The organism is Parasphingorhabdus sp. (assembly GCF_048269915.1).
In the GTDB taxonomy this organism is placed as follows: Bacteria; Pseudomonadota; Alphaproteobacteria; order Sphingomonadales; family Sphingomonadaceae; genus Parasphingorhabdus.
Window position 1 is genome coordinate 61571 of the sequence record NZ_JBLWTY010000007.1, and the last position, 22138, is coordinate 83708.

22 protein-coding genes are annotated in these 22138 nt (G+C 55.3%); 11 read left to right on the forward strand and 11 right to left on the reverse strand.

What is annotated here, in order from left to right:
• Positions 1-159: 159 nt before the first annotated feature.
• The 3 genes from ACN0WX_RS13755 to ACN0WX_RS13765 are packed head-to-tail and all read left to right on the forward strand — an operon-like array spanning position 160 to position 4547.
• Positions 160-855, forward strand: a complete 696-nt coding sequence (locus tag ACN0WX_RS13755; protein WP_417622915.1) for a response regulator transcription factor — start codon at positions 160-162, stop codon at positions 853-855.
• Between the two features lie 2 nt (positions 856-857).
• The gene (locus ACN0WX_RS13760) at positions 858-2225 is read left to right on the forward strand and encodes a FecR family protein (protein ID WP_417622916.1); all 1368 of its coding nucleotides are present in this window, start codon (positions 858-860) and stop codon (positions 2223-2225) included.
• Positions 2226-2273: 48 nt separating this feature from the next.
• The gene (locus tag ACN0WX_RS13765) at positions 2274-4547 is read left to right on the forward strand and encodes a CHASE2 domain-containing protein (protein WP_417622917.1); all 2274 of its coding nucleotides are present in this window, start codon (positions 2274-2276) and stop codon (positions 4545-4547) included.
• Between the two features lies 1 nt (position 4548).
• Here the strand turns inward: ACN0WX_RS13765 and ACN0WX_RS13770 are convergent, their stop codons facing one another.
• From ACN0WX_RS13770 to ACN0WX_RS13790, 5 genes are all read right to left on the reverse strand, one after another.
• Positions 4549-5100 carry a hypothetical protein gene (locus ACN0WX_RS13770; protein ID WP_417622918.1) on the reverse strand — a complete coding sequence of 184 codons (552 nt, stop codon included), beginning with the start codon at positions 5098-5100 and terminating at the stop codon, positions 4549-4551.
• 86 nt (positions 5101-5186) lie between these two features.
• Positions 5187-5420 carry a hypothetical protein gene (locus tag ACN0WX_RS13775; RefSeq protein ID WP_417622978.1) on the reverse strand — a complete coding sequence of 78 codons (234 nt, stop codon included), beginning with the start codon at positions 5418-5420 and terminating at the stop codon, positions 5187-5189.
• Positions 5421-5422: 2 nt separating this feature from the next.
• Positions 5423-6796: a class II 3-deoxy-7-phosphoheptulonate synthase gene (locus ACN0WX_RS13780; protein ID WP_417622919.1), complete on the reverse strand. Its 1374-nt coding sequence runs from the start codon at positions 6794-6796 to the stop codon at positions 5423-5425.
• Between the two features lie 119 nt (positions 6797-6915).
• Positions 6916-8247, reverse strand: a complete 1332-nt coding sequence (locus ACN0WX_RS13785; RefSeq protein WP_417622920.1) for a cell wall hydrolase — start codon at positions 8245-8247, stop codon at positions 6916-6918.
• Between the two features lie 111 nt (positions 8248-8358).
• Positions 8359-8691, reverse strand: coding sequence for a hypothetical protein (locus tag ACN0WX_RS13790; RefSeq protein ID WP_417622921.1), 333 nt, complete (start codon positions 8689-8691; stop codon positions 8359-8361).
• A gap of 38 nt (positions 8692-8729) precedes the next feature.
• On the opposite strand from ACN0WX_RS13790, the gene ACN0WX_RS13795 reads away from it, so the two are divergent.
• Genes ACN0WX_RS13795 through ACN0WX_RS13805 form a run of 3 tightly spaced genes read left to right on the forward strand, consistent with a single transcriptional unit; the run spans position 8730 to position 11862 of the window.
• On the forward strand, positions 8730-9935 hold the full coding sequence (locus ACN0WX_RS13795; protein ID WP_417622922.1) for a DUF2891 domain-containing protein: 1206 nt from the start codon (positions 8730-8732) through the stop codon (positions 9933-9935).
• Positions 9932-11101 (forward strand): sensor histidine kinase, encoded by a 1170-nt coding sequence (locus tag ACN0WX_RS13800; RefSeq protein WP_417622923.1) that lies wholly within the window; start codon positions 9932-9934, stop codon positions 11099-11101. Before ACN0WX_RS13795 ends, ACN0WX_RS13800 begins: the two co-directional genes overlap by 4 nt.
• Positions 11101-11862 (forward strand): LytR/AlgR family response regulator transcription factor, encoded by a 762-nt coding sequence (locus tag ACN0WX_RS13805; protein ID WP_417622924.1) that lies wholly within the window; start codon positions 11101-11103, stop codon positions 11860-11862. Before ACN0WX_RS13800 ends, ACN0WX_RS13805 begins: the two co-directional genes overlap by 1 nt.
• Here ACN0WX_RS13805 and ACN0WX_RS13810 read toward each other — a convergent pair.
• The 4 genes from ACN0WX_RS13810 to ACN0WX_RS13825 all read right to left on the reverse strand — a co-directional run bounded on the left by ACN0WX_RS13810 (position 11820) and on the right by ACN0WX_RS13825 (position 15191).
• Complete coding sequence (locus tag ACN0WX_RS13810; RefSeq protein ID WP_417622925.1) at positions 11820-12860, reverse strand: CaiB/BaiF CoA transferase family protein; 1041 nt, start codon at positions 12858-12860, stop codon at positions 11820-11822. The two genes, ACN0WX_RS13805 and ACN0WX_RS13810, sit on opposite strands and share 43 nt — an antisense overlap.
• An 87-nt stretch (positions 12861-12947) precedes the next feature.
• Positions 12948-13358: a PilZ domain-containing protein gene (locus ACN0WX_RS13815; protein WP_417622926.1), complete on the reverse strand. Its 411-nt coding sequence runs from the start codon at positions 13356-13358 to the stop codon at positions 12948-12950.
• A 191-nt stretch (positions 13359-13549) separates the two neighbouring features.
• The gene (dksA, locus tag ACN0WX_RS13820) at positions 13550-14017 is read right to left on the reverse strand and encodes an RNA polymerase-binding protein DksA (protein ID WP_417622927.1); all 468 of its coding nucleotides are present in this window, start codon (positions 14015-14017) and stop codon (positions 13550-13552) included.
• A 799-nt stretch (positions 14018-14816) separates the two neighbouring features.
• A complete protein-coding gene (locus ACN0WX_RS13825; RefSeq protein WP_417622928.1) occupies positions 14817-15191 on the reverse strand; it encodes a hypothetical protein in 375 nt (124 codons plus the stop codon).
• 230 nt (positions 15192-15421) lie between these two features.
• Here ACN0WX_RS13825 and serS point away from each other — a divergent pair, with 230 nt between their 5' ends.
• The 4 genes from serS (at position 15422) to ACN0WX_RS13845 (ending at position 19711) form a co-directional block, all read left to right on the forward strand.
• Positions 15422-16702 (forward strand): serine--tRNA ligase, encoded by a 1281-nt coding sequence (gene serS, locus ACN0WX_RS13830; RefSeq protein WP_417622929.1) that lies wholly within the window; start codon positions 15422-15424, stop codon positions 16700-16702.
• Positions 16702-17466: a 5'/3'-nucleotidase SurE gene (gene surE / locus ACN0WX_RS13835; RefSeq protein ID WP_417622930.1), complete on the forward strand. Its 765-nt coding sequence runs from the start codon at positions 16702-16704 to the stop codon at positions 17464-17466. The genes serS and surE overlap by 1 nt, the downstream gene beginning before the upstream one ends.
• 114 nt (positions 17467-17580) lie before the next feature.
• Positions 17581-18630 carry a peptidoglycan DD-metalloendopeptidase family protein gene (locus tag ACN0WX_RS13840; RefSeq protein ID WP_417622931.1) on the forward strand — a complete coding sequence of 350 codons (1050 nt, stop codon included), beginning with the start codon at positions 17581-17583 and terminating at the stop codon, positions 18628-18630.
• 7 nt (positions 18631-18637) lie between these two features.
• Positions 18638-19711, forward strand: coding sequence for a potassium channel family protein (locus ACN0WX_RS13845; RefSeq protein ID WP_417622932.1), 1074 nt, complete (start codon positions 18638-18640; stop codon positions 19709-19711).
• A gap of 39 nt (positions 19712-19750) precedes the next feature.
• On the opposite strand, the gene ACN0WX_RS13850 is transcribed toward ACN0WX_RS13845, so the two are convergent.
• Entirely contained in the window at positions 19751-20011 is a 261-nt protein-coding gene (locus ACN0WX_RS13850; RefSeq protein ID WP_417622933.1) for a hypothetical protein, read from the reverse strand.
• A 91-nt stretch (positions 20012-20102) separates the two neighbouring features.
• Positions 20103-20693, reverse strand: a complete 591-nt coding sequence (locus tag ACN0WX_RS13855) for a DUF1761 domain-containing protein (protein WP_417622934.1) — start codon at positions 20691-20693, stop codon at positions 20103-20105.
• Between ACN0WX_RS13855 and rimO the strand changes: the two genes are divergently transcribed.
• Positions 20694-22079, forward strand: a complete 1386-nt coding sequence (gene rimO, locus ACN0WX_RS13860) for a 30S ribosomal protein S12 methylthiotransferase RimO (protein ID WP_417622935.1) — start codon at positions 20694-20696, stop codon at positions 22077-22079.
• Positions 22080-22138 lie beyond the last annotated feature (59 nt).

The window sequence follows — 22138 nt, forward strand, 5'->3', positions numbered from 1 at the left end:
CGGAGGCTTCAGCCGATAAGCCGAAATGTAAACGATTGTAAATCGAGATAAGTAATTCTGGTAAAGTTTATGTAAATCATAGTAAATCGTAAATCATGATATTAGGTAAAAAAGCAGTGTTTGGGTTAACAGGGCTTGAAGACTGCTAGGGGAGTTGAAATGCGAGTAGTGATTGCTGACGATGATTCGGAGATCGTCGATTTTTTGGGTAAAATAGTAGAAGGCTTGGGGCATGTTTATGTGGGCTACGGCGATGGTACGTCCCTCTCCAACGCCTTGTTGCGTGACACGTTTGACTTGGTAATCCTGGACTGGAATATGCCCGGCAAGACCGGCCTTCAAATCCTGGAATGGATGAAAAACGCCGTCGAAGACTGTCCGCCCGTGATAATGATGACGAGCCGCACCGCGAAACAAGACATAAGCGATGCGTTGAATGCCGGCGCCGATGATTATATCACCAAGCCTGAAGACAAGAATGTTATTGCTGCGCGGATCAATGCTCTGTTGCGCCGGAACAGTGGCGCGTCGGCAATGGAAACAACTGCGGAATATGGTGACTATCTGCTGGATCGCATCGAACAAACCGTAAAGCATGGTGACAAGGAAATCCCTCTCACCGCGAAAGAGTTTGAACTTACTGATTTGATGTTTCGAAATCGCGATCGGACGCTGTCCCGCCGGTATATTATGGAGACCGTCTGGCGCACCAATGCCCATCTTGCGACTCGGACTCTCGATATGCATGTCTCGCGGATTCGATCGAAGCTGGCGTTGAAGCCAGAAAACGGGTTTCGGATTTTTACGGTTTTCGGCTATGGCTATAGATTGGAGACGTTTGGCAACGGAGGATAATTGTGTCTGAAGACTTCAGGAATTTTGTTCCATCATGGGGCCTGCGCCTTTTGGCCTTTTTTTTGATCGTGACGCTGGCCATTGGGGCCACCGAAGCGTCAGCTCGAAAAAACCCCGATGCAGAGCAAATCACCTATGTCTTCAAGCGCGGCGACACGCTTTTCAATTTAGCGGAAAAATATCTGCGCAAAAGATCCGACTATGTCCTTGTCCAGCGTATCAATCGTATCGCTAATCCCAGAGAGATTGCGGTCGGAAAAGCCATCCGTATTCCGTTTTACTTGCTAAAATATCGTGCGAGCGAGGCTAGTTTGAGCGCATTTCGGGGAGATGTGGCAATTGCGGCTGCCGGTCGTAATCTGACACCGGCCCAGGGCATGGATATTGGTGAGGGCAGTCGAATTACGACAGCAGCGCGGAGTTTTCTGACGTTGCAATTGGAAGACGGATCACGAGTATCCCTGCCGTCCAACAGCCAAGTCAAAATTACTCGCTTGCGCCACATACTGCTGACGGACAGCGTTGATTACGAGATTGCAGTCGACAATGGACGTCTTCGGTCAAAAGTTGCGCCCTTCGATAAGGAAGCCGATCGTTACAGGGTGCGCACGCCAGTCGCAGTGTCTGCAGTTCGCGGTACGGACTATCGCACCAGAGTTGATGAGGGTTCAGGCACTGTCTTTTCTGAAACTGTGGAAGGCGAAGTGATTGTTGCTGCGGGCGAAAGTTTGGCCGGCAATAGTTATATTTCGATACCGGCAGGCACCGGCGCGGCGGCTGCGGTCACCGGCGCCCTTGATAAGGCGGAGCTCTTGAGCCCGCCGGAACTATTGGATCCAGGGAAGGTCCAGTCAGAGGCAGTGCTGCAATTTTCTATCGTACCGCGCAGCGTTGCGCTCGGTCATCGCATCATAATTGCATCTGATGCCGGTTTTGTAGATCTCGTCGCAGAAGCGCAGATGCAGGGAAGCGAACTGGAATTGCCGACAATCCCGAACGGGCGTTATTTCGCCAAAGTAACTGCGTTGGGGGCCGATGGTTTCGAGGGTATGCCCGCTACCTATTCTTTTAAACGTCAGCTTAGCACCTTGGCAGGCAGTGCCGACGCGGGCGATTTTGGCTATCGCTTCAAGTGGTTCGGTGAAGGCGAGGGAGAAAGATTCTACCGGTTGCAGATATTGAAGGGCAGCAAAACAGCCACTCCGATCCTTGATGAAACGGGACTATCACTCGACAATGTGACCCTGTCAGACCTGCCCGACGGAGAATATTACTGGCGCATCGGCGTCATCCAATTCTCCAGTGATCCAGATGATCAGGAAGCGATCGAAAAATGGACCGATTTTGAAAAATTGATTGTAGCCAATTAGCGGTAACGCACCGATCTTGATGGATTTTCTGCAGAAATATACTCGCCGATGAGACTGCGTCAGCGACTGGGGCTGGAATGGCTTGCCGTTGCTTTGCTGGCATCCTGTTTGGTTGCGGCGCTGGGCTATTGGGACAGTCTCGCCCGCTTCGATAATTTGATCTATGATACATTGTCCGGAATTGACCGTCCCGCACCGAACCCCGATATTCTGATTGTCGAGATTGAAGAAGATAGTCTTTCCGCATTCGGAAAATGGCCTTGGCCTCGGCAGCGGCACGCCGAATTATTTGAACAACTCGCCAAAAGCAATTCAAAAGCAATTGGCCTGGACGTCTTGCTCAGTGAACCCGGCGATGCTGATGGCGATGCCCAGCTAGCGCGGGCAATGAGAAAAAATTCAAATTTATTCTTGCCGCTGCATTTCATATTTCCCGGTAGCAATGGGGCAGAATATGACGTCAAGCAACCGATTGCCCCCTTCAGGGAAGCTGCAACCGGCCTGGGACACGTCAATCTGGTTTTTGATGCCGATGGCGTGGTTCGCCGGGGTCTCCTGTGTTTCGATGATACCGTATCAGGAATAGTGTGGCCGCATTTGATGGAAATGATCTATCGCTCGGTAAACGGCCATTCCTCAACCGCCTATGATCGTCTGAAAGATTGCGACCAGACCTTGCTGATTCCATATGCCCAGCGCGGCGGCCATACATCCATATCCTATACCGCTTTGGCCAGAGGGCAAGTTCCGGCGGCGTTCCTGCAGGACAAAATCATTCTGATCGGTGCGACTGCCAGCGGTCTGGGCGATAAATATCCGGTTCCACTCGGCGATGGCGGAACGCTTGCCGGGGTTGAAATCATGGCTAATCTCTATGGCGCAATCGTACGCGATGATTTTCTGCTGCCAATGCCTTTTGCGCAGCAATTGGTGCTTTCGCTTGTCCCGGTCTGGATTTTGCTTGCCGGTTTCTGGCGATGGCGTCCCAAGACCACGATCATTGTCTCGCTGACTCTGATATTCGCGATTTTGCTAAGCAGTGCGATCCTGACTAAAGCGGGGTTCTGGTTTGCACCGGGAACCGCTCTTCTGGGTGTGATTCTAGTCTATCCGATCTGGGGTTGGCGACGGCTCCAGGCAACCAGCGATTTCATGGATCGGGAATTGCAGAATTTCAGCTGGTCAAAAATAGATATTCCGATCATGCGTTCGGATCTCGGCCCCGTCGATGTCATCACGGGACAGGCTGAGCAGCTCACCCATGCGATTTCCCATGTCCGTGATCTGCGGCGGTTTATCAGCGACGCCCTCAGAAACCTTCCCGATCCAATGTTCATCACCGATCTTGATGACAAGGTGACATTCGTCAATCTATTGGCCCAGGCCGGGATGGAAGACGGTGCTCAGAATCTTGCGCTTGATGACATGCTCAACCGCTTTGTCTCCCAAAATGATCTGCAGGTGGTGAAGGACTATCTCGATTCGAAAAACGGATCGACAAAACATGATTATGTTGAATTCACTTCCCTCGACGGACAGATTTTCGCGATGCGTCGTGCACCAGTTCTGTCGGACGACGGATCGTTGAAGGGACATATCCATTATCTCGCAGATATCACGGAGGTTGCTCATGCTGCACAGCAACGGGAGGAGGTACTGCAGTTGCTATCCCATGACATGCGCGCACCCCAGGCGGCGATTCTGGCGCTGCTCGACGGCGGGGACCGGGATGATACTATTGACCGGATCGAAAGCCATGCTCGACGGACTTTGGCCCTGGCGGACAATTTCGTTGGTCTGGCGCGAATCGATTCCAGCGAGTTTTCGGGCGAGGATATATTGCTGGCAGAATTGGTTGAGGAAGCGAATGACAGTCTATGGCCCCTCTGCAAGGCAAGAGCCATTCGGTGCGAAGTCGATGATCAGTCAGAAGGTGCTTTTGTCCGAGGGGAGCCGTCGAGCCTCTATCGCTCGTTTGCCAATCTGATTGACAATGCCATAAAATACAGCCCGGAGGGCGGGGTCGTGACAATCGCAATTCGGGTGATCGATTTGGATGGTCAACCATTTGTTTCGGTCGCAATCGAAGATCAGGGTAAAGGGATTTCCGAAGAGATTCAGGGACAGTTGTTCGAGCGCTTTGCCAGCGATGACAGGCTGGCGCATTCAAAGATAAAAGGGACCGGCCTGGGGCTGAATTTCGTATCCAAGGTGATTGAACGGCACGGTGGTAACATCAGGGGCGAGAATCGCCGGGATGGAGGTGCCTGTTTTACCGTATTATTACCTCTGGCTCCCGAACTTGAAGAGCAGATGGAGTGATTTATTCAATGCCTTCGCGGGTGCGGATTGCATCCTGTGGTGCCTCGGTTGCCTCTCCCCCAAATCCAGACAATGCGGAGTCGATCAGAAAGGGCAAAGACTGGGCTATTGTGCCCTTGCAATGATATTCTGAAGCACTGCCTGTATATAGCTTGGTTCCGCTTGCCTGATCGAAAAGACTTACGGTTAGCCGGTGTTCTTGGTCCCGGCAGGATTGAAATCGTTTTTTCCGCTTGGCTGCGGCTATCGATTGCTCGGCCTCTTTGTCTTTCGCCGTGATCGCGATATCGGCTGGCCGTTCAGCGAGTGCGACGTGGACCACTATCGATGCATCGGGAGAGGGTTTGTAGCCTCTCTCGCCCAACGCCTTTGCAACCATCTCACGGGCAAGCTCAATGTCGCGGTTTATCACCGCATCTTTGGAGGAGATGGTGAAATTTTTCTGTTCAGGCGCCGCTATGACCTGATGGGTTCGGCCACGGGTTTCAATCGGTCCAGCACAACCCGAAACCATCGTAGCTCCAGCCAATATCATCGAGAGCGATCGGATCATCACGTTCTCCAGCCGATTTCATTCATGTTGTTTGGTTAGCCTGCCGGTCCAAAAAAGTCACGCTAATTGGTTCCGCGTGAACAGATCTAGCGCGTAAACGCGTAATAAATTACATAGACCCAGGAGAAAAAGCCGTGGATGATCGCCCATAGTATCGACTTGTGCGTGGTAAAGCTTATGGCAATGGCCAGAGCGCTGCCAAACCCCACGCCCTTGCTAACGATCTCTTTGCGGACATAAGTGGCTCTTCTGTGCATCGGCGATTCTCCGGGGGCGTAATCTTCCGGGCGCATGCGTTCTGGTCGTATCTTGTCGACCATGATCAGGCCGCTTCCCGTGCCCGGTCCGACAGTTCTTCATTGAGCATTTCCGCCAACAAGAATGCAAGCTCCAGCGACTGCGCTGCGTTGAGTCGCGGGTCGCAATGGGTGTGATAGCGGTCGCCGAGCCCCGCATCCGTGATCGCCACCGCTCCACCGGTGCATTCGGTAACATTCTGACCGGTCATCTCGCAGTGAATACCGCCAGCAAAAGTGCCTTCGGCCCTATGAACAGCGAAAAAGCCCCGGACTTCGGAAAGGATGCGTTCAAACGGTCGGGTCTTGTAGCCGCTATCCGCCTTGATGACATTGCCGTGCATCGGGTCGCAGGACCAGACAACCGGATGGCCTTCCTGTTTCACCGCGCGGACAAGCGGCGCCAGCCCGCTCTCGACCTTGTCATGTCCGAAACGCGAGATCAGCGTGATCCGGCCGGCTTCGCGCGCAGGGTTGAGCGTGTCGAGCATTTTCAAAAGTGCATCAGGTGTCAGTGACGGGCCGCATTTCATCCCGATCGGATTGCCAATGCCGCGCAGAAATTCGACATGGGCCGAACCTTCGAAACGAGTCCGGTCACCGATCCAGAGGAAGTGCGCGCTGGTGTCATACCAGTCGCCGGTCAGGCTGTCCTGACGCGTCAGGCTTTGCTCATAAGGCAGCAACAGCGCTTCATGACTGGTGTAGAATGATGTGGCCTTCAGTTGCGGCACGGTGTCAGGATTGATCCCGCAGGCTTCCATAAAGGCCAAGGCTTCGCTGATCCGGTCGGCCATTTCTTCAAATTTTTGGGCCCACGGGCTGCGCGCCATGAAATCATGAGTCCAGCCATGAACTTGTTTCAGGTTGGCATAGCCGCCGGTCGAAAACGCGCGCAGCAGATTGAGCGTCGCGGCGGCCTGATTATAGGCGCGAACCATCCGTTCGGGGTCAGGGTCGCGGCGGCTGCTGTCAAATTCAATGCCGTTGATGATATCCCCGCGATAGCTGGGCAGTTCGACGCCATCCTGGACCTCGACGTCGGAGGAGCGCGGCTTGGCAAACTGGCCCGCCATGCGGCCGACTTTGACAATCGGCAGCTTCGACGCATAGGTCAGCACGACAGCCATCTGAAGGATAACGCGGAAGGTGTCGCGAATATTATTGGGATGAAATTCCGCGAAGCTTTCGGCGCAATCGCCGCCCTGCAACAGGAAAGCCTTGCCTGCAGCTACTTCGGCCAGATCCGTTTTCAGGCTGCGTGCCTCGCCAGCAAAGACCAGCGGAGGATAGCTGCTGAGCAGTTCCTCAGTTTCCGCCAGTTTCGTGCTGTCTGGATATTGGGGCATGTGCAACCCTTCAAAATCCCGCCAGCTATTTGCCGTCCAATTCGTCGCCATCAGAGCGCTCCGCTTCGTTTCCAGTAAAATCGGGAGCCTTTAGGCGGGAGTCAAGAGGGATAGCAAGGAAAACCGATTGTTGGTTGCCAGCGAAACTATCAGAAAACTAGCATTTTAACCTAGCCTCCGGGATTTTTCTTCCAGCTGCCACTGTTGCGGAATTCTGGCTTGGCCAGGCTGACGTCGGGTAGCCTCTGGCCTGCATAGGCTTGATCGCCACCTTTGGCCAAAGCTTCGGCGCTATACTGGGGGGGCTTGTAGGATTGGGGCGCGCTGACATCGAGTATCGGCAAGGGCCGGTCGTTACGGCGGGAATTGTCGACGGCTAGCGTGGACCTTTTCTCCTCCTGAGCGGTCTCGGCTTTGCGTCGGCCCTCCTCATAGGCCCTTTCCAGCGCAATAGGGTCGAGCGAGGAAGCCGGACCGTTGCTCTGGGCGACACTATACCAGCGCGGCTTCGGCGCGGGGACGGGTTCGCCACCGTGATATGTCTGATTAAAGGCATCTGCCCTGCCCGCATTGCCTTTCCAGCTGTAGAAGCGATGTGCGCCGATCGTTCCGAGGAACCGCAGACTTGAAGCCCAATAGGGATAGACATAGGTGGCGTGATAATGGGTGGAAGTACCAATGGTTGTATAGCTTTTTCCGGCGAGCGCTTCGCTCGCCACTTTTTTGGCACGGTTCCAGTGATAAGCGGCAGGTTTCCGGCGCAGTGAGCCATCGCAAGTATAGGTAAACTGACAGCCTGTGCTTCGCTCGCTGCCTTGATAGATCACGCCGCATACTGTGCTTGGATAGCTAGGATGGCGGACACGGTTCAATATCACCTGGGCAACAGCCCGTTGACCGGCATCGGGCTCCATCCCGGCCTCGTAATAGACCGCCTGGGTGAGGCAATAGAGCGCCCTGCTATTGTCGATTGAGGAACCGCGAAAGGCGGTCGGCCGAATGAGATATGCGGGCGATAGCTGATTGCGATCATTCCCGATTATATCCGACGATATATCAGTTGTCCCGCTTCCGGGATTGCCGGACGAATCGATGCCGATCCCACTATAATTTTGTGGAATCGCGTAGTCGGGATCGATAAAATAGAAAGCCGAACCGGCGAAATTCTCTTCAGCACGTTCAATTGATTGTAATTGCAAATCGCCGAAATTCAATTGCTGTGCATCAAGGCTGGATTGCGGCATCGTAGCAGGAATGAGGGTAAGGCTTATCAGGAACAGGGCGGTTAATATGCGTTCCCGAACCGACAATTTCATGAAAAATCGCCACTTTTTGGGTGCCGGCGCAGGATTTGCCTCTGTCGGCAGAGGGGTCAATTTCGCGGCTGCCGACTCGCCGACGATGGTCAGAAGTTCGGCTCCCCCGGCGGCTTGCCCATAGTCGGGCATATGGCTGCTAAGGCGTGGGACATAAGGGGGCGGGACGCGCACGGTTTCTTGCATATACCTGATCTGGCCCAAACGGGCGGCTCAGGCCGGATATAGTCGATTTTGACACGGTCGGCGCTGGGCAAAAAAACATTGTTCCATCATGGGACGCGCTGTGCTGACAGGTTAATCGGTTAACGCGGTGCTTTGTTCCCGCATATTCACTGGATATTGCGCAATAAGATAGCCCGCCATACCGGAAATTATGCTGCCATATTGACCAAGGCAACCCGCAGCACGCCGGGCGATATGCGATAGATCGGCAAAATCGATCATGAACATGGTTAGCAGCCCGATGCCGACCATCAGGAATATTGTCGTATTATGCCTGAGCGGACTGCCAGACAGGAATATGGCGGGTTGTTTCGCGATACTATCTGTTCCACTGCAAATTGCCTGGCCGGAACTGCCAATGGCGGAAGAGAAAATTTGCCCTATAGCCTTTTGCCAAGGGCTCAAATCATCTCTATTAGAAAATGATCCTTGGGGGATGTTGGATGAACTATCGAAACGGACTGATCGTGCTGTTGATCGCGATCTTGGCGGGCTGTTCAGTGGCGAAGGAAGAGGACGAGCCATCTTCGCAGGAACGAGGCGTATTCGAGCGGCGAAATACCGCACCCGACCCGGCGGATAACAGTCTGACCGCGCGCAAGCCGGAACATGCCTATGCGCGGATTGCTCTCGACTGTATCAACAAGCAATATCCCAACAAGATCACCCATGTTTTAAACAGTGGGATCGACGTGGCGGAGCCGGCAAAGTTGACGCCCGTTTTCTATGGCTGTTTTGACTGGCATAGTTCAGTTCATGGTCATTGGTTGCTGACGCGTCTGTGGGGGCAGAATCTGGTTCCCGAAATGGATGAAGAGATCGCCGCAGCGCTTGCCGCGAATTTTACGGCGGAGAAAATTGCCGGTGAACTGGCCTATTTTAACGGCACTGATCGCAAGGCATTCGAACGCCCATACGGCATTGCGTGGTTCTTGCAGTTGACCACCGAATTGCGAGAAATTGCCAGTGGGACAGATGGCAAGGCTGAACAGGCAAAGGCTTGGCTCGCCAGGCTAGAGCCGCTGGAGGCAGTGATCGTAGGCAATATCAAGGACTGGCTGCCAAAACTGGCCTATCCCATCCGCTTGGGGACCCATAATCAGTCGGCTTTTGCCTTTGGACTGTTTCTCGACTGGGCTGCGCAAAGCGGAGACAGAGAAATGGCCACTATTGTGCGTGATAAGGCGATAAGCTTTCATCGTGATGACCGCGATTGTCCCATGGCTTATGAGCCCTCCGGGGAGGATTTCTTGTCTTCCTGCCTGATGGTTGCCGATCTGATGCGGCGCGTGATGGATGACCGTGAATATTCCAACTGGCTTTCCGGCTTTCTCCCCTCGATCCCGACGGATGGTCGTGACGATTGGCTGGATGTTGGTATTGTCAACGATCCGACCGACGGGAAGCTGGTGCATCTTGACGGTCTCAATCTTTCGCGAGCCTGGGCCCTTGAAGGCATTGCTTCGGCGCTGGCAACCGATGATCCGCGTCGCGCATCGCTCCTTGCTTCGGCGAATGTCCACGGGAAGTCAGGAGAGGAATCCGTTCGCACGCCCCATTATGCCGGCGGCCACTGGCTGGCCAGTTTCGCCACCTATTGGCGGACCCGCAGAGGGATTGACGCAAAAAGGAGTAATCCGGCTTCGTGAAGCCAGACTTTGCTCTTGTACCGATAGAGGCTCGAAGGCCTTCGCTGTTTGATCGATTGTTTCCCGTAAAACGGGATCTCGCGATAAAGTCTATCTTCGGCGTATGGGGTGTGTATTTCTTCTTTGCCGTCAGTCGCATCTTATATGGTACCCCAAGCAATGCCGACGCATTGATCGTCCAGCGGATTCTGATGACCAGCATCTGTATTACGCTGACTTGGTTCCTTTACCGACTGCTCGTTGCGGTGCGCGGCAGCGGTATGAGAGCAGCGATATTCATGCTGATCTTGCCGACCATGATTTTCGCCATTTACATCGCTGTTCTCGACCAGATCGTGGTCAATGATGAAGTTGCATTGTTCGATTTCACCTATCTGCTGGACCCGTCCGATTTTGCCTCGTTCGACTGGCCGTATATATGGGACGATGCATTTACCCGTTATTTCATTCTCGCTAGCTGGGGTGCCTTATATCTGGCTCTGTCCCACAGCCAGGACGTCCAACGTATGATGGTCCACAGCCGACAATTGGAACGGGTGAACCGGGAGAGCGAATTACGAGCCCTGCGTTACCAGTTAAACCCGCATTTTGTCTTTAACGCGCTCAATTCGGTGAGCAGCCTGATCATCGATCGCGAAAACAGGCAGGCCGAAAAACTGGTCGATGACTTGGCCGATTATATGCGTGCGGTGCTGACTGGCGGCGCTCAAGATATGATCGCGGTGGAACAAGAGATTGCACAACAGGTTCGCTATCTTGAGATTGAACGGATGCGTTTTCCGGATCGGTTGCGCTATTCTGTCGATATTGATCCTGCAGCAAATGGTTGGAATATACCGGCACTGATAATTCAGCCGCTGATTGAAAATGCCGTCAAATATGGTGTGTCAGGAACGGACCAGCCGGTCAATATCATCATCTCTGCGCAAACCGAGGGTGATCGACTGCGTATCAGCGTTGCCAATGACGGTCGGGTAAAAAGACCGGTAAACCGGACTGACGATCGCACCACCGGTACCGGCACCGGTCTTGCAAATATTGAAGATCGGTTGAAAGCATTTTATGGCGAAAATGCTTCGTTGCTTCTGGCCAACAACATGGATGGAATGGCTACTGCAACCATCATATTGCCCGATCCGTCCCTGATATTTCAGGACATCGGATAATGGCAATAAAGCCACCATCGGTATTAATTGTTGATGATGAGCCGCTCGCCCGTTCTCGCCTCAAGGCGCTGTGCGAACGAACCGGACTCTTTGGAGAAATGGAACTGGCCAATGGTGGCCGCCAGGCAGTGGACAAAATTGAGAAGAAGCAGCCCGATATTCTGCTGCTTGACGTGGACATGCCCGATTTCTCCGGACTGAAAGTGGCGGAACACTGTGAAGGTTTCTGCCGGATGCCGGAGATTATTTTTACAACGGCGCATAGTGCTTACGCGGTGCAGGCGTTTCGGCTGGAGGCGACTGACTATTTGCTAAAGCCGGTCAAGGAATCCCTTTTGCGAGAGGCGGTAGAGCGCGCGATTGCTAATATCGCACGCGATCGCCGCGGCGAGGATTCCGATATCACCCAGCGGCTCTGGGTGCAGGACGGGTCAGGATCATTGCAGTTGATGGTTGCCGACATTGAACGGGTTGAGGCGGAACGGGACTATATGCGTCTATATTTGCCGGGCCGCAGCTATCTGGTGCACCAGTCCATGCGCGCTATGGAAAGCCGATTGCCAGAGAGATTCTTTGTGCGCGTTCACCGATCGACCCTCGTCCGGCGTGATTGCATCGCGGAAGTACGCCGCAAGGGACGCAAACGATTTGTCATTCTGTACGACGGTAGCACGTTGCCTGTTGGTCCCCGCTATGCGGACAGGGTCAACGGCACGGGTCAAACCGGGGGTTTGGGGCGATCCGAAACGGTAACCGAATAGCGCGGTGCTGGTGCCGGTTGCATCAGTCCGCCGACATCAACAAAGGTTTGCCTTTCGACATTATGTGGATGTTCCTTTGCTTCCGTCAGCGACAGCACGGGTGCAAAGCAGATGTCCGTTCCTTCCATCAGGTCGCACCAATCGGACCGGGTTTTGGTTTTGAACAGCGCCGTCAGCTTTTCCTTTAACGCCGGCCATTGTCTTTGGTCCATTTGAGCATCGAAATCTGTATCTTCTGAGAGTCCGGCCACCTGTCTAAGCTCTGCGTAAAATTGCGGTTCAATTGAACCGATCGATACGAATTTTCCATCAGATGTCTCGTAGGTGTCGTAAAAATGTGCCCCGGTATCCAGCATGTTGACGCCCCGTTCGTCTTGCCATTGACCAATATTGTGAAAATCGTAAATCATGGCCATTAATGCTGCAGAACCGTCGGTCATCGCACAGTCGACAACCTGACCCGTGCCCCCGGTCTTGGCGTTTAGAAGAGCGGAAACCATACCGAGCGCCAGCATCATTCCGCCACCTCCAAAATCACCAACCATGTTGAGTGGCGGGGTTGGCTTGTCACCCGCTCGCCCGACAGCATGCAGGGCCCCGGATATCGAGATATAGTTTATATCATGTCCCGCAGCGTGAGCTAACGGACCATATTGCCCCCATCCGGTCATCCGGCCATAAATCAACTGGGGATTGTCTGCGAGCAAGGCATCCGGGCCGAGACCCAGCCGTTCCATTACGCCGGGGCGAAAGCCTTCGATCACCCCATCCGCATTTTTTACCAGATTTCGGGCCGTTTCAATTCCATCTGCCGACTTCAGGTCAACTTCGACCAACTTGCGAGAGCGGGAAAGAGCGAGACGCGGATCCGGAGCACCGCCCGGGCGATGGAGAACCGTAACTGTCGCTCCCTGGTCGGCAAGCATCATGCCGCAAAAGGGTCCGGGGCCGAGCCCGGCAAATTCAATGATGTTGATCCCGGCTAATGGTCCCGCCATATTCTACTCCCGTTAATCGATTGATTAACGGGTCCTATGCAGGGACGGAATTCTAATCAAGCTTAATGTTTATGTTCGACCCGGAGTTTAGCGTGGCCGCTGGCCGTGGCGCAAAGGGAAGGACTTTGCGGGCTGTTGGCGCAGATAGCGGGGCAATTCTGTTTTATTCTGTCCAACCGGCTTTCTCGCTAGCTTGGGATCAATCGGATGATCAAAAGCGACACCGAATCTGCCCTTGGCCACCCAAGCGACATGTCCGCTGACCAGCCCAATATTCCGCAGTTCCAATTGTACCTTGTCGCCTCGTTTGGCGAGTATCGGTGCTTCGGCCATGAGGCCTCCGGCTGAAAGGTTTCGGACTCGTACCTCACCGCAGTCATCACCGTCGATGAAGCGCAGCTCCGCTTTTAGAAACAGACTGTCCCGGCTAAGCTCCCGTTTCGAGTGCTCAATGGCCTGGCTGTTCATCTTCAGACTATCGTCAAATGTTTCTTTCATGAGCTTCCCGCAGTCGGTAAAATTATAGGCTTGTGTCGAAAAGCAAAGAATAAGACGTAATAGGTGCAAATTTGGTTAATATCTGGGGGTTTTTTAGGCTTCAAATTTGATCCTGCATGTCGTCGCCAGCGGGCGCCGCAATGATTAGGAATCGCGCAATACCCTTACTTGTTCCGGCGCCGCAGCATATTTCACTGATCCCGCGAAATTTTTTCGTTCCGTTCATGCGCTTCCTGCGCCTCGACGGTCATCGTCGCGATAGGCCTCGCTTTCAGGCGGTCGAGGGAAATCGGTTCACCGGTAACTTGGCAATAGCCATATTCCCCGTCGTCAATCCGACGCAGTGCCGCATCAATTTTTGATGTCAGCTTGCGTTGGCGATCGCGGGTCCGCAATTCCAGGCCCCAGTCGGTTTCGCTTGAAGCCCGGTCATTCAAGTCGGCTTCCTGAATCGGGCCGTCTTGCAAATGCGCGAGAGTCTCCTTGGATTCCTCGATGATTTCCTGTTTCCATTTTTTCAGGGCCAGCTGAAAATAAGCAAGTTGACGCTCGTTCATGAACGCCTCGTCCTCGCTCGGTTCGTAGCCGTCTGGCAGGACGGGGGCTACGCCGCTCGTACCATTTTTTGCGGATGCTTTTTTTACCGAGGATGCCAACATACTCTCCAAACATCTGCCCTACCCGAATCCGAGTAGGTGGGATCACCTATAGGGCGGGCCTATACCCAGCGCACTTATTGGAAACAAGGCGCAAAATGGCTGTTTGTTCAATAATTCAAAATTGGAAAAATTTTGACCGGCAATGGCTTGCTGCAGTGCATGTCTTCGCGGACGTGGACGAAATTGGGATTAATCCCAACCTGCGAAAAATCGACATATTTTCATTTTCGATAAAAATTCGATTCTAAACGGTTTCAATCTGGGACATTAACCCTCATTGCAAATAAACTATTAAGGTATTTTGCTGTTTTCGACGAAAAACAGTGCAAATGTAATTGTGATTAACGATTTCTTCTGTCTTTCTGTTGCATGATTTTACATCAGGAATGGTGTTCAGGAATAGAACCCGTTCTGACGGTTTGCTCCCACGGCGAAAAAGAGAAGATATCATGTCTGTACGAATGGCTTTAGCAAAATTATGCGCCTGTACTTGCGGTGGGGCACTGATCGGCGGCGGTGCCGTTCATGTCTCGGAGGCACCGACGGCACCCTATGTAAAAAAGCTCACAAAGAAGAAACCGGTTCGGGCCCGTTTGGTTAAAAAAGGCGCGCCCGCTCGTAAAGTGAAGCGGACTCGGCGTACAGTCACAAAAACGGTCACGGCTTGTCAGCCAACAGTGGTGACTGTCGCCCAGGCACCTCAGCCGGTTCCCGTGCCCCTCCCGCCTTATATCCCGCCTCCTCCGCCGAGCCTGGAAGGCGGTGGCTCGGTACCCATCGTCATTGGCGGTAGTGGCGGCTATGGCGGTGGCTTTTTCGGCGGATTTTTTGGTGGGGGATCTAGCGGCGGCAATGTGGTTATCTCATCGACCAGCAGCGGCGGATCAACGAGCACGTCATCGGGTGGCAGCAGTTCCTCGTCATCGTCATCCAGTTCATCCAGCAGTTCTAGTTCTTCATCCAGTTCGTCCAGTTCTTCGGGTTCGACTGGCGGGTATGGCTCGACTGGCAGTTCGGGTTCGTCCGGCAGTTCCGGCTCGTCTGGTAGTTCCTCGAGCACTTCGTCGGGAGCGACCGGCGGTTCTTCGAGCTTTGGTGGAAACAGCACCTCAAGCAGTTCGTCCAGCTCGAGCTCGTCAAGCAGTAGCTCAAGCTCTTCTTCGGGTGGCAGCACTGGTGGTTCGAACGGCGGAACGGATGTGCCTGCACCGCCAGTAGTCTTGCTTTTTGGAGCCGCAGCAGCAGCTCTGTTTGCCCGTCGTCGGAAGGTGAAAAAGCGGCCTGCCGCCTAAAATTGATAGGGTGGCCAGATTCCAGAAGCGGTCGGAGTAATCCGGTCGCTTTTTTCTTGCCAATGTGATTGAGACTTGCCTGTCAAGGCCGTGCTAGGCATAGGCTTCGCTTATGCACGATTTACGATATATCCGGGATAATCCCGTTGAATTTGATATGGCATTGGCGAGACGTGGCGTCGAAGCCGTGGCTCAGAATATATTGGCGCTGGACGAGCAAAGCCGTGCTCTGAAAACCCAAGTGCAGGACGGGCAGGCACGCCGCAACGAGGCGTCCAAGGCGATCGGCAAAGCCAAGGGGCAGGGCGATGAGGATGCGGCCCAAGCATTGATGGCCGAAGTGGCCGAACTGAAAAGTAAATTGCCCGCGCTCGAAGAGCAGGAACGGGAAGTCTCGGGCCAGTTACAGACTGTTCTGGCGGCGCTACCCAATCTGCCGGCTGATGATGTCCCGCTTGGGGAAAATGAAGACGACAATGTAGAGATTGAACGCTGGGGCAATCCGCGGGAGTTTGATTTTACGCCGCGCGAACATAGCGATATCGGTCCGGCACTGGGACTGGAATTTGAAACAGCGGTGGTAATGTCGGGTGCGCGCTTTGCCTTTTTACGGGGGCAAATGGCGCGCTTACAACGGTCAATCGGTCAATATATGCTTGATCAACAAACCATGGTGCACGGTTTCCAGGAGTGTGCCCCGCCGTTGCTGGTCCGAGACGAGGCCGTGTTCGGAACCGGACAGCTGCCGAAGTTTTCCGAAGACCTGTTCCAGACGACCGATGGGCGCTGGCTGATCCCGACCGCTGAAGTCAGTTTGACCAACAGTGTGCACGGTCAGATATTGGATGAAGAGCAATTGCCGATCCGATTGACCGCGCTTACCCCTTGTTTCCGCAGCGAAGCTGGCTCGGCTGGCAAGGATACCAAGGGCCTGATCCGCCAGCATCAGTTTGAGAAGGTTGAAATGGTTGCTATCACTCATCCTGATAAAAGCGATGCTGAACATGTCCGTATGACCGAAGCGGCGGAATCGATCCTCAGGGCGCTCGAACTGCCCTATCGCAAAATGCTCCTGTGCACGGGTGATATGGGAGCGACTGCCCGCAAAACATATGATCTCGAAGTCTGGCTGCCGGGACAGGATAGCTATCGTGAGATTTCGAGCGTTTCGACCTGCGGAGACTATCAGGCGCGACGGATGAACGCCCGGTTCCGGCCAGAAGGCGAGACCAAGGGAACACAATTTGTTCACACTTTGAATGGCTCGGGCTTGGCGGTCGGCCGTACTTTGGTTGCCGTGCTGGAAAATTATCAGCAGGCAGATGGATCTGTCACAATTCCGGAAGTGTTAAAGCCCTATATGGGGGGAATAGAAATACTGGAGCCAGCGTGATGCGAATCCTCCTTACCAATGATGACGGTTTCGATGCGCCGGGCATGAAAATCCTGCTCGATATCGCGCAGCATTTTTCCAACGATATCTGGATTGTTGCGCCATCCGATGAAAATTCCGGTGCCGGCCATTCGCTGACCCTCACCCGGCCGCTGCGCATCCGCAAGCGCGGTGACCAGCAATATTCGGTCGATGGCACACCGACAGACAGCGTGATGATGGCCGTCGCCAAGATCATGAAGGACGGTCCGCCGGATCTCATCCTTTCGGGTGTTAACCGCGGTGCCAACCTGGGTGAGGATGTCACCTATTCGGGAACCGTTTCGGCGGCCATGGAAGGCGCGCTGGCCGGTATTCCGTCGATCGCGCTCAGCCAGGCTTATGCGCGCGAAGATATCGGCGCGAATGTTCCGTTCGATGCTGCGGTGCAGTGGGGGGAACGGGTGTTGCGTCCGCTCATCAAGCAACGCATGGACCATCGCACACTCGTGAACATCAATTTTCCTGCACTTCCGGCTGGTGACGTCAAGGGCGTACGGGTCGTATCGCAGGGCATTCGTGATTACGGTCGGCTGCAAATCGTCAGCAACCGGGATCCGCGCGGCTTTGAATATCACTGGTTCGGTCTCGGGCCGATGGTCGAAACGCCGGCGCACAGCACCGATCTGGAGGCTATTGCCGACGGATATGTCTCGATCACACCGCTTCACCTCGATCTGACCCATTATGATTCGATTGAAGGTTTGGAAGCACTTTACCGCTGATTGCGGGCCGCGTTGTTCCGAATTTGCTATGTTTTGGTCGGTGAAGCTGCCAAGCTTGGCATTTGTTACTAATAGCATTCCCTCGGGGAGAAGAGTTGGTTAATGGGGGCATATATGCGTCATATTGCGATCCTGATGTTGCTCTCCCTCGTCACGGCCTGCATCCCGCCGGCGCGCGATGACTATATACCGCCGCCCGCTCAGCCACGATTGCAGGCCGATCCTGCCGTTTTTGGTACTGCGCCCGAGCAGGCACCCCCCTCGACATGGCAATCAAGTCCGGTCACCGCCAACGCCCAAATCGTGGAGGCGGGAACATATGTCGTGCAGCCCGGAGACACATTGCGCGGGGTCGCCAACAAGACCGGGGCGGGTTCCCAGATTATTGCTGTCACCAACGCACTGGAAGAGCCCTATGTTATCCACCCCGGACAGCGTCTCAAAATCACCGGCGGGCGTTATCATGCGGTAAGTTCTGGCGAGACCGGCATCGCGATTGCCCGCGCTTATGGGGCGCCATGGCGCGAAGTCGTGGCACTCAACGGACTGGAAGAACCCTATATATTGCGGGTTGGTCAGAAGTTGTTGTTGCCTGCAACCACGCCTGGTGACCCCGCAAGACTGAGCATTGAGCAGCGGGCAGCGGCTTTTGATCTGGATATTGACGATATTGTCACCGGTAGCCAGCCCGCAGTGGCGAATGGTGCAACGGTCAGTGAACCATCGGAATGGCGCAAAACAATTGCTCCCAATGCAACCATAGTGGCTCCCGCAAGCTTTTCCGGACGGTTTCTCTGGCCGGTAAATGGCACGATCCTCTCCGGCTTTGGCAGCAAAGGGGGCGGCAAGGTCAATGATGGCGTCAATATTGGGGTCCCCGCCGGTACACCGATCCGCGCCTCGGCCGATGGCGTGGTTGCCTATAGCGGAGATGAAATTGGTGTATTCGGGGGCCTGATCCTGATCACCCACGGATCTGGATGGGTGACCGCCTATGGCCATGCCGACAAGCTTAGCGTGACTCGCGGTCAGAAGGTAAAGGCAGGCGAAGTGATCGGACTCGCCGGGGACAGTGGTTATGTGCGGGAACCGCAGCTGCATTTCGAAATCCGCAAAAATCGTACGCCCGTCGATCCCAGCAACCATCTACCGAAGCGCGGCTGAAACGATCATGGCAGGCAAAAACAACCGCAAAATTTCCGATTATTTCACTCTGCAGCGACGTTCGAGTCTGCCTATTTGGGCTGACATTGCCTGGCGTGTGGCCTTTGTCCTGGGCCTTATCGGAATGGCTGTTTCCGTACATTATTTCGACCGCAACGGGCTGCAGGACAGCTATGACGGTGATGTCAGTTTTCTCGATGTCATCTATTTCACGATGATCTCGATCACCACCACCGGCTATGGCGATATCGCTCCGGTTACCGAACGGGCGCGGATGTTCGACGCGCTTGTTGTGACTCCTATTCGCATCTTCGTCGTGCTAATCTTCGTTGGCACGGCCTATAATTTTGTTTTCAAACGAACCTGGGACAATTGGCGCATGAAACTGATCCAAAGCAATTTGCACGACCATATCGTGATCGCCGGATTTGGCACGAGCGGCAGCGAAGCCGTGCAGGAGCTCCTGGCCCGCGGCACGAAGCCGGAAGAAATTGTCGTGATCGACACCTCGGACGATGCCCTGGCGCTGGCGGAGAAGCTCGGCTGTGCGGTGATCAATGGTGATGCCACAAGGGACAACTCGCTGATGAACGTCAAAATCTCGCGGGCGCGATCGCTGATTGTCTCGGCCGGACGCGATGACACCAGCATATTGATCGTGCTCACCGCCCGGCATCTTGCCTATCATCTGCCGATCAGCGTGTCGATCAAGGCCGCGGACAATGAGCTGCTCGCGCGGCAGGCCGGAGCGACGACGGTTATCAACCCGGTCAGTTTTGCCGGACTTCTGCTCGCCGGCAGCTGTGAAGGCGCCAAGATTTCCGACTATCTCAGCGATCTTGCATCGGCCACTGGCCGCGTCAAGCTGGTCCAGCGCGCCGTTACCGAAGATGAAGTCGGCATGGCGATGAACGAAGTGGTCGGCTCCGGTCTCGGTGTGCGCATTTACCGTGGTGACACGGTGATCGGCTTTTGGGAGACCGAAGCAGAGAAGCTCGAGGCCGGCGATGTCATCGTCGAGATCATGCCCGGCAATGGCACCGGTAATAATACCGGCAAGCAGACGAAGGCCGTCGCCTGAGCCGATCCGTTCGACAATCGATATTCCGCTATCGTCCGTTCATGCGGCGTTCCCCGCCTTCGGCTTGCGCAGCAGATAGCGATAGATGCCGAACAGGTTGATCCCCAGCAGGACGATATTCTGGATCGCCAGAGGGTTGTTGCCGTCGAGCAGCGACGCGGCCACCCAGACGATCGAAGAGCCGCTGAACAGCACAAAGCCCCATCCGGTAATCTTTGCCCCGGCGTTGAGGGCGACCATGACGGCGGCGATCATGCCGCTGATGCTGGCAGTCCATCGCAATATGTCGACCAGTTCCATCTCGTTGCTCCCGCTAGTGCATTGATTATTGATGCAGGGACAACGCACGGACAGCGGATATCGTTCAAATATTTCTGCTAGCTCCTTCCATTCACTGGCCCAGCCACGCGTGGACGACGCCCATGGCGGTGTAGAAAAGCAGCCAATAGCCGGCATCGATGAAGAACAGCGCCTTGCTCTTTTGCGAGAAGAGATAGTTGGTGCCGATGGCCGGGACGATGAAGCCGAGCGCCACGCCAAAGGCGGTCAGTATCTTCACGCCAAAGTCGAGATCGGCGGCATAGGTCGCGAACGTATGCGCCAGCGTCCACGAGGCGACCAGGCTGAAGGCAAAGGCGCCGCCGTAGATTGCGCCCATATTGCCCGCCTTGATCTGCTCCTCGGTCAGCCCGACCGCGCCCATCCATTTCTTGCCCATGATGGGCCCGTACCAGATGCCGCCGACCAGAAATCCGGCCAGCGCGGCGACCACCACTGCGATCCAGTTCACATCGAATATGTTCATGTCATCCTCCCTGTTTTGCTCCGCAAAGCCCAGGCCAGACGGACCATGCCGCACGGATTGCGGCCATTTATACGCCTCGCGCCGCGCTTCGACAAGCGCCCGCCCGGTGGCCGCCAATAGCGCGTCCTGCACATCTGGCGTGACTCCCCGGCCAAACGCGCCTAAAGGGCCCGCCATATGGCTACCCAAATCCCTTCTCCGCCCAAAGTGGGCATGGTTTCGCTCGGCTGCCCCAAGGCCCTGGTCGACAGCGAGCGCATTCTCACCCAGCTGCGCAGCGACGGCTATGACCTGTCGGCCGACTATGCCGGCGCCGATGTCGTGCTGGTCAACACCTGCGGTTTTCTCGACAGCGCCAAGGAGGAGAGCCTCGAGGCGATCGGCGAGGCGATGGCCGAGAATGGCCGGGTGATTGTCACCGGCTGCATGGGCAATGAAGCCGATGTCATCATGGAACGCTTCCCCGATGTCCTCGCGGTCACCGGCGCGCATCAATACGAGGACGTGGTCACTGCGGTCCATGCGGCGGCTCCGGCGGCGCGCGGCGCGTTCGTCGATCTGGTCCCCGAAGCGGGTCTCAAGCTGACTCCGCGCCATTACAGCTATCTCAAGATTTCCGAGGGCTGCAACCATCGCTGTTCCTTCTGCATCATCCCCAGCCTGCGCGGCGACCTTGTCTCCCGCCGTCCCGACGCGATCCTGCGCGAGGCGGAGAAGCTGGTCGCGGCGGGTACCAAAGAACTGCTCGTCATCAGCCAGGACACCTCGGCCTATGGCGTCGATATCCGCCACGAACCGCGGGTGTGGAACGGCCCGGTCGGGCAGGGGCGCGAAGTCCGCGCCCATATGACCGATCTCGCCGCCGCGCTCGGCGAGCTGCGCACCCCGGATGGCGAGCGCGTGTGGATCCGGCTCCACTATGTCTATCCCTATCCCCATGTCGACAAGGTCATCCCGCTGATGGCCGAGGGCAAGGTCACGCCCTATCTCGACATCCCGTTCCAGCACGCCGCGCCCAATGTGCTGAAGCGGATGAAGCGGCCCGCCAACGAGGCCAGGGTGCTGCAGCGCATCCATGCCTGGCGCGAAATCTGCCCCGATCTTACCATCCGCTCGACCTTTGTTGTCGGCTTCCCCGGCGAGACCGAGGAGGATTTCCAATATCTGCTCGACTGGCTCGAGGAGGCCCAGCTCGACCGGGTCGGCGCCTTCCGCTTCGAGCCCGTCGAAGGCGCTGCTGCCAATCTCCTCGACGGCGCGGTGCCCGAGGAAGTCAAGGAAGAGCGCTACCAGCGGATCATGGAAGTCACCGCCCGGATCAGCGCCGCCAAGCTGCAGGCCAAGATCGGCCGCACCTTGCCGGTGATCATCGACGAGATCGGCGAGCCCGACGAAGATGGCGACATTGGCGCGACGGCGCGGTCCGAAGCCGATGCGCCGGAGATTGACGGCAACGTGTTCCTGCGCAATGTGCCCGAAAGCCTTGCGGTTGGCGATATTGTCGACGCGCTGATCGAGGATGCCGACGAGCATGACCTGTTCGGGGTTGTTGTCGGGGCGTAATCGGTTCCGGATGACCAGTGCTGCTGTTGCGGGCCGCCGAAACTGACAAAGCTGACACT

What these genes read in the sequence shown, in the direction of transcription:
- ACN0WX_RS13855 (WP_417622934.1), bottom strand. Translation starts at nt 20,693, where the DNA reads ATGGCGGGCCCTTTAGGCGCGTTTGGCCGGGGAGTCACGCCAGATGTG.
- surE (WP_417622930.1), top strand. Translation starts at nt 16,702, where the DNA reads ATGCGAATCCTCCTTACCAATGATGACGGTTTCGATGCGCCGGGCATG.
- ACN0WX_RS13840 (WP_417622931.1), top strand. Translation starts at nt 17,581, where the DNA reads ATGCGTCATATTGCGATCCTGATGTTGCTCTCCCTCGTCACGGCCTGC.
- ACN0WX_RS13805 (WP_417622924.1), top strand. Translation starts at nt 11,101, where the DNA reads ATGGCAATAAAGCCACCATCGGTATTAATTGTTGATGATGAGCCGCTC.
- ACN0WX_RS13770 (WP_417622918.1), bottom strand. Translation starts at nt 5,100, where the DNA reads ATGATCCGATCGCTCTCGATGATATTGGCTGGAGCTACGATGGTTTCG.
- ACN0WX_RS13785 (WP_417622920.1), bottom strand. Translation starts at nt 8,247, where the DNA reads ATGCAAGAAACCGTGCGCGTCCCGCCCCCTTATGTCCCACGCCTTAGC.
- rimO (WP_417622935.1), top strand. Translation starts at nt 20,694, where the DNA reads ATGGCTACCCAAATCCCTTCTCCGCCCAAAGTGGGCATGGTTTCGCTC.
- ACN0WX_RS13780 (WP_417622919.1), bottom strand. Translation starts at nt 6,796, where the DNA reads ATGGCGACGAATTGGACGGCAAATAGCTGGCGGGATTTTGAAGGGTTG.
- ACN0WX_RS13850 (WP_417622933.1), bottom strand. Translation starts at nt 20,011, where the DNA reads ATGGAACTGGTCGACATATTGCGATGGACTGCCAGCATCAGCGGCATG.
- ACN0WX_RS13775 (WP_417622978.1), bottom strand. Translation starts at nt 5,420, where the DNA reads ATGGTCGACAAGATACGACCAGAACGCATGCGCCCGGAAGATTACGCC.
- ACN0WX_RS13845 (WP_417622932.1), top strand. Translation starts at nt 18,638, where the DNA reads ATGGCAGGCAAAAACAACCGCAAAATTTCCGATTATTTCACTCTGCAG.
- ACN0WX_RS13815 (WP_417622926.1), bottom strand. Translation starts at nt 13,358, where the DNA reads ATGAAAGAAACATTTGACGATAGTCTGAAGATGAACAGCCAGGCCATT.
- ACN0WX_RS13755 (WP_417622915.1), top strand. Translation starts at nt 160, where the DNA reads ATGCGAGTAGTGATTGCTGACGATGATTCGGAGATCGTCGATTTTTTG.
- serS (WP_417622929.1), top strand. Translation starts at nt 15,422, where the DNA reads ATGCACGATTTACGATATATCCGGGATAATCCCGTTGAATTTGATATG.
- ACN0WX_RS13765 (WP_417622917.1), top strand. Translation starts at nt 2,274, where the DNA reads ATGAGACTGCGTCAGCGACTGGGGCTGGAATGGCTTGCCGTTGCTTTG.
- ACN0WX_RS13810 (WP_417622925.1), bottom strand. Translation starts at nt 12,860, where the DNA reads ATGGCGGGACCATTAGCCGGGATCAACATCATTGAATTTGCCGGGCTC.
- ACN0WX_RS13795 (WP_417622922.1), top strand. Translation starts at nt 8,730, where the DNA reads ATGAACTATCGAAACGGACTGATCGTGCTGTTGATCGCGATCTTGGCG.
- dksA (WP_417622927.1), bottom strand. Translation starts at nt 14,017, where the DNA reads ATGTTGGCATCCTCGGTAAAAAAAGCATCCGCAAAAAATGGTACGAGC.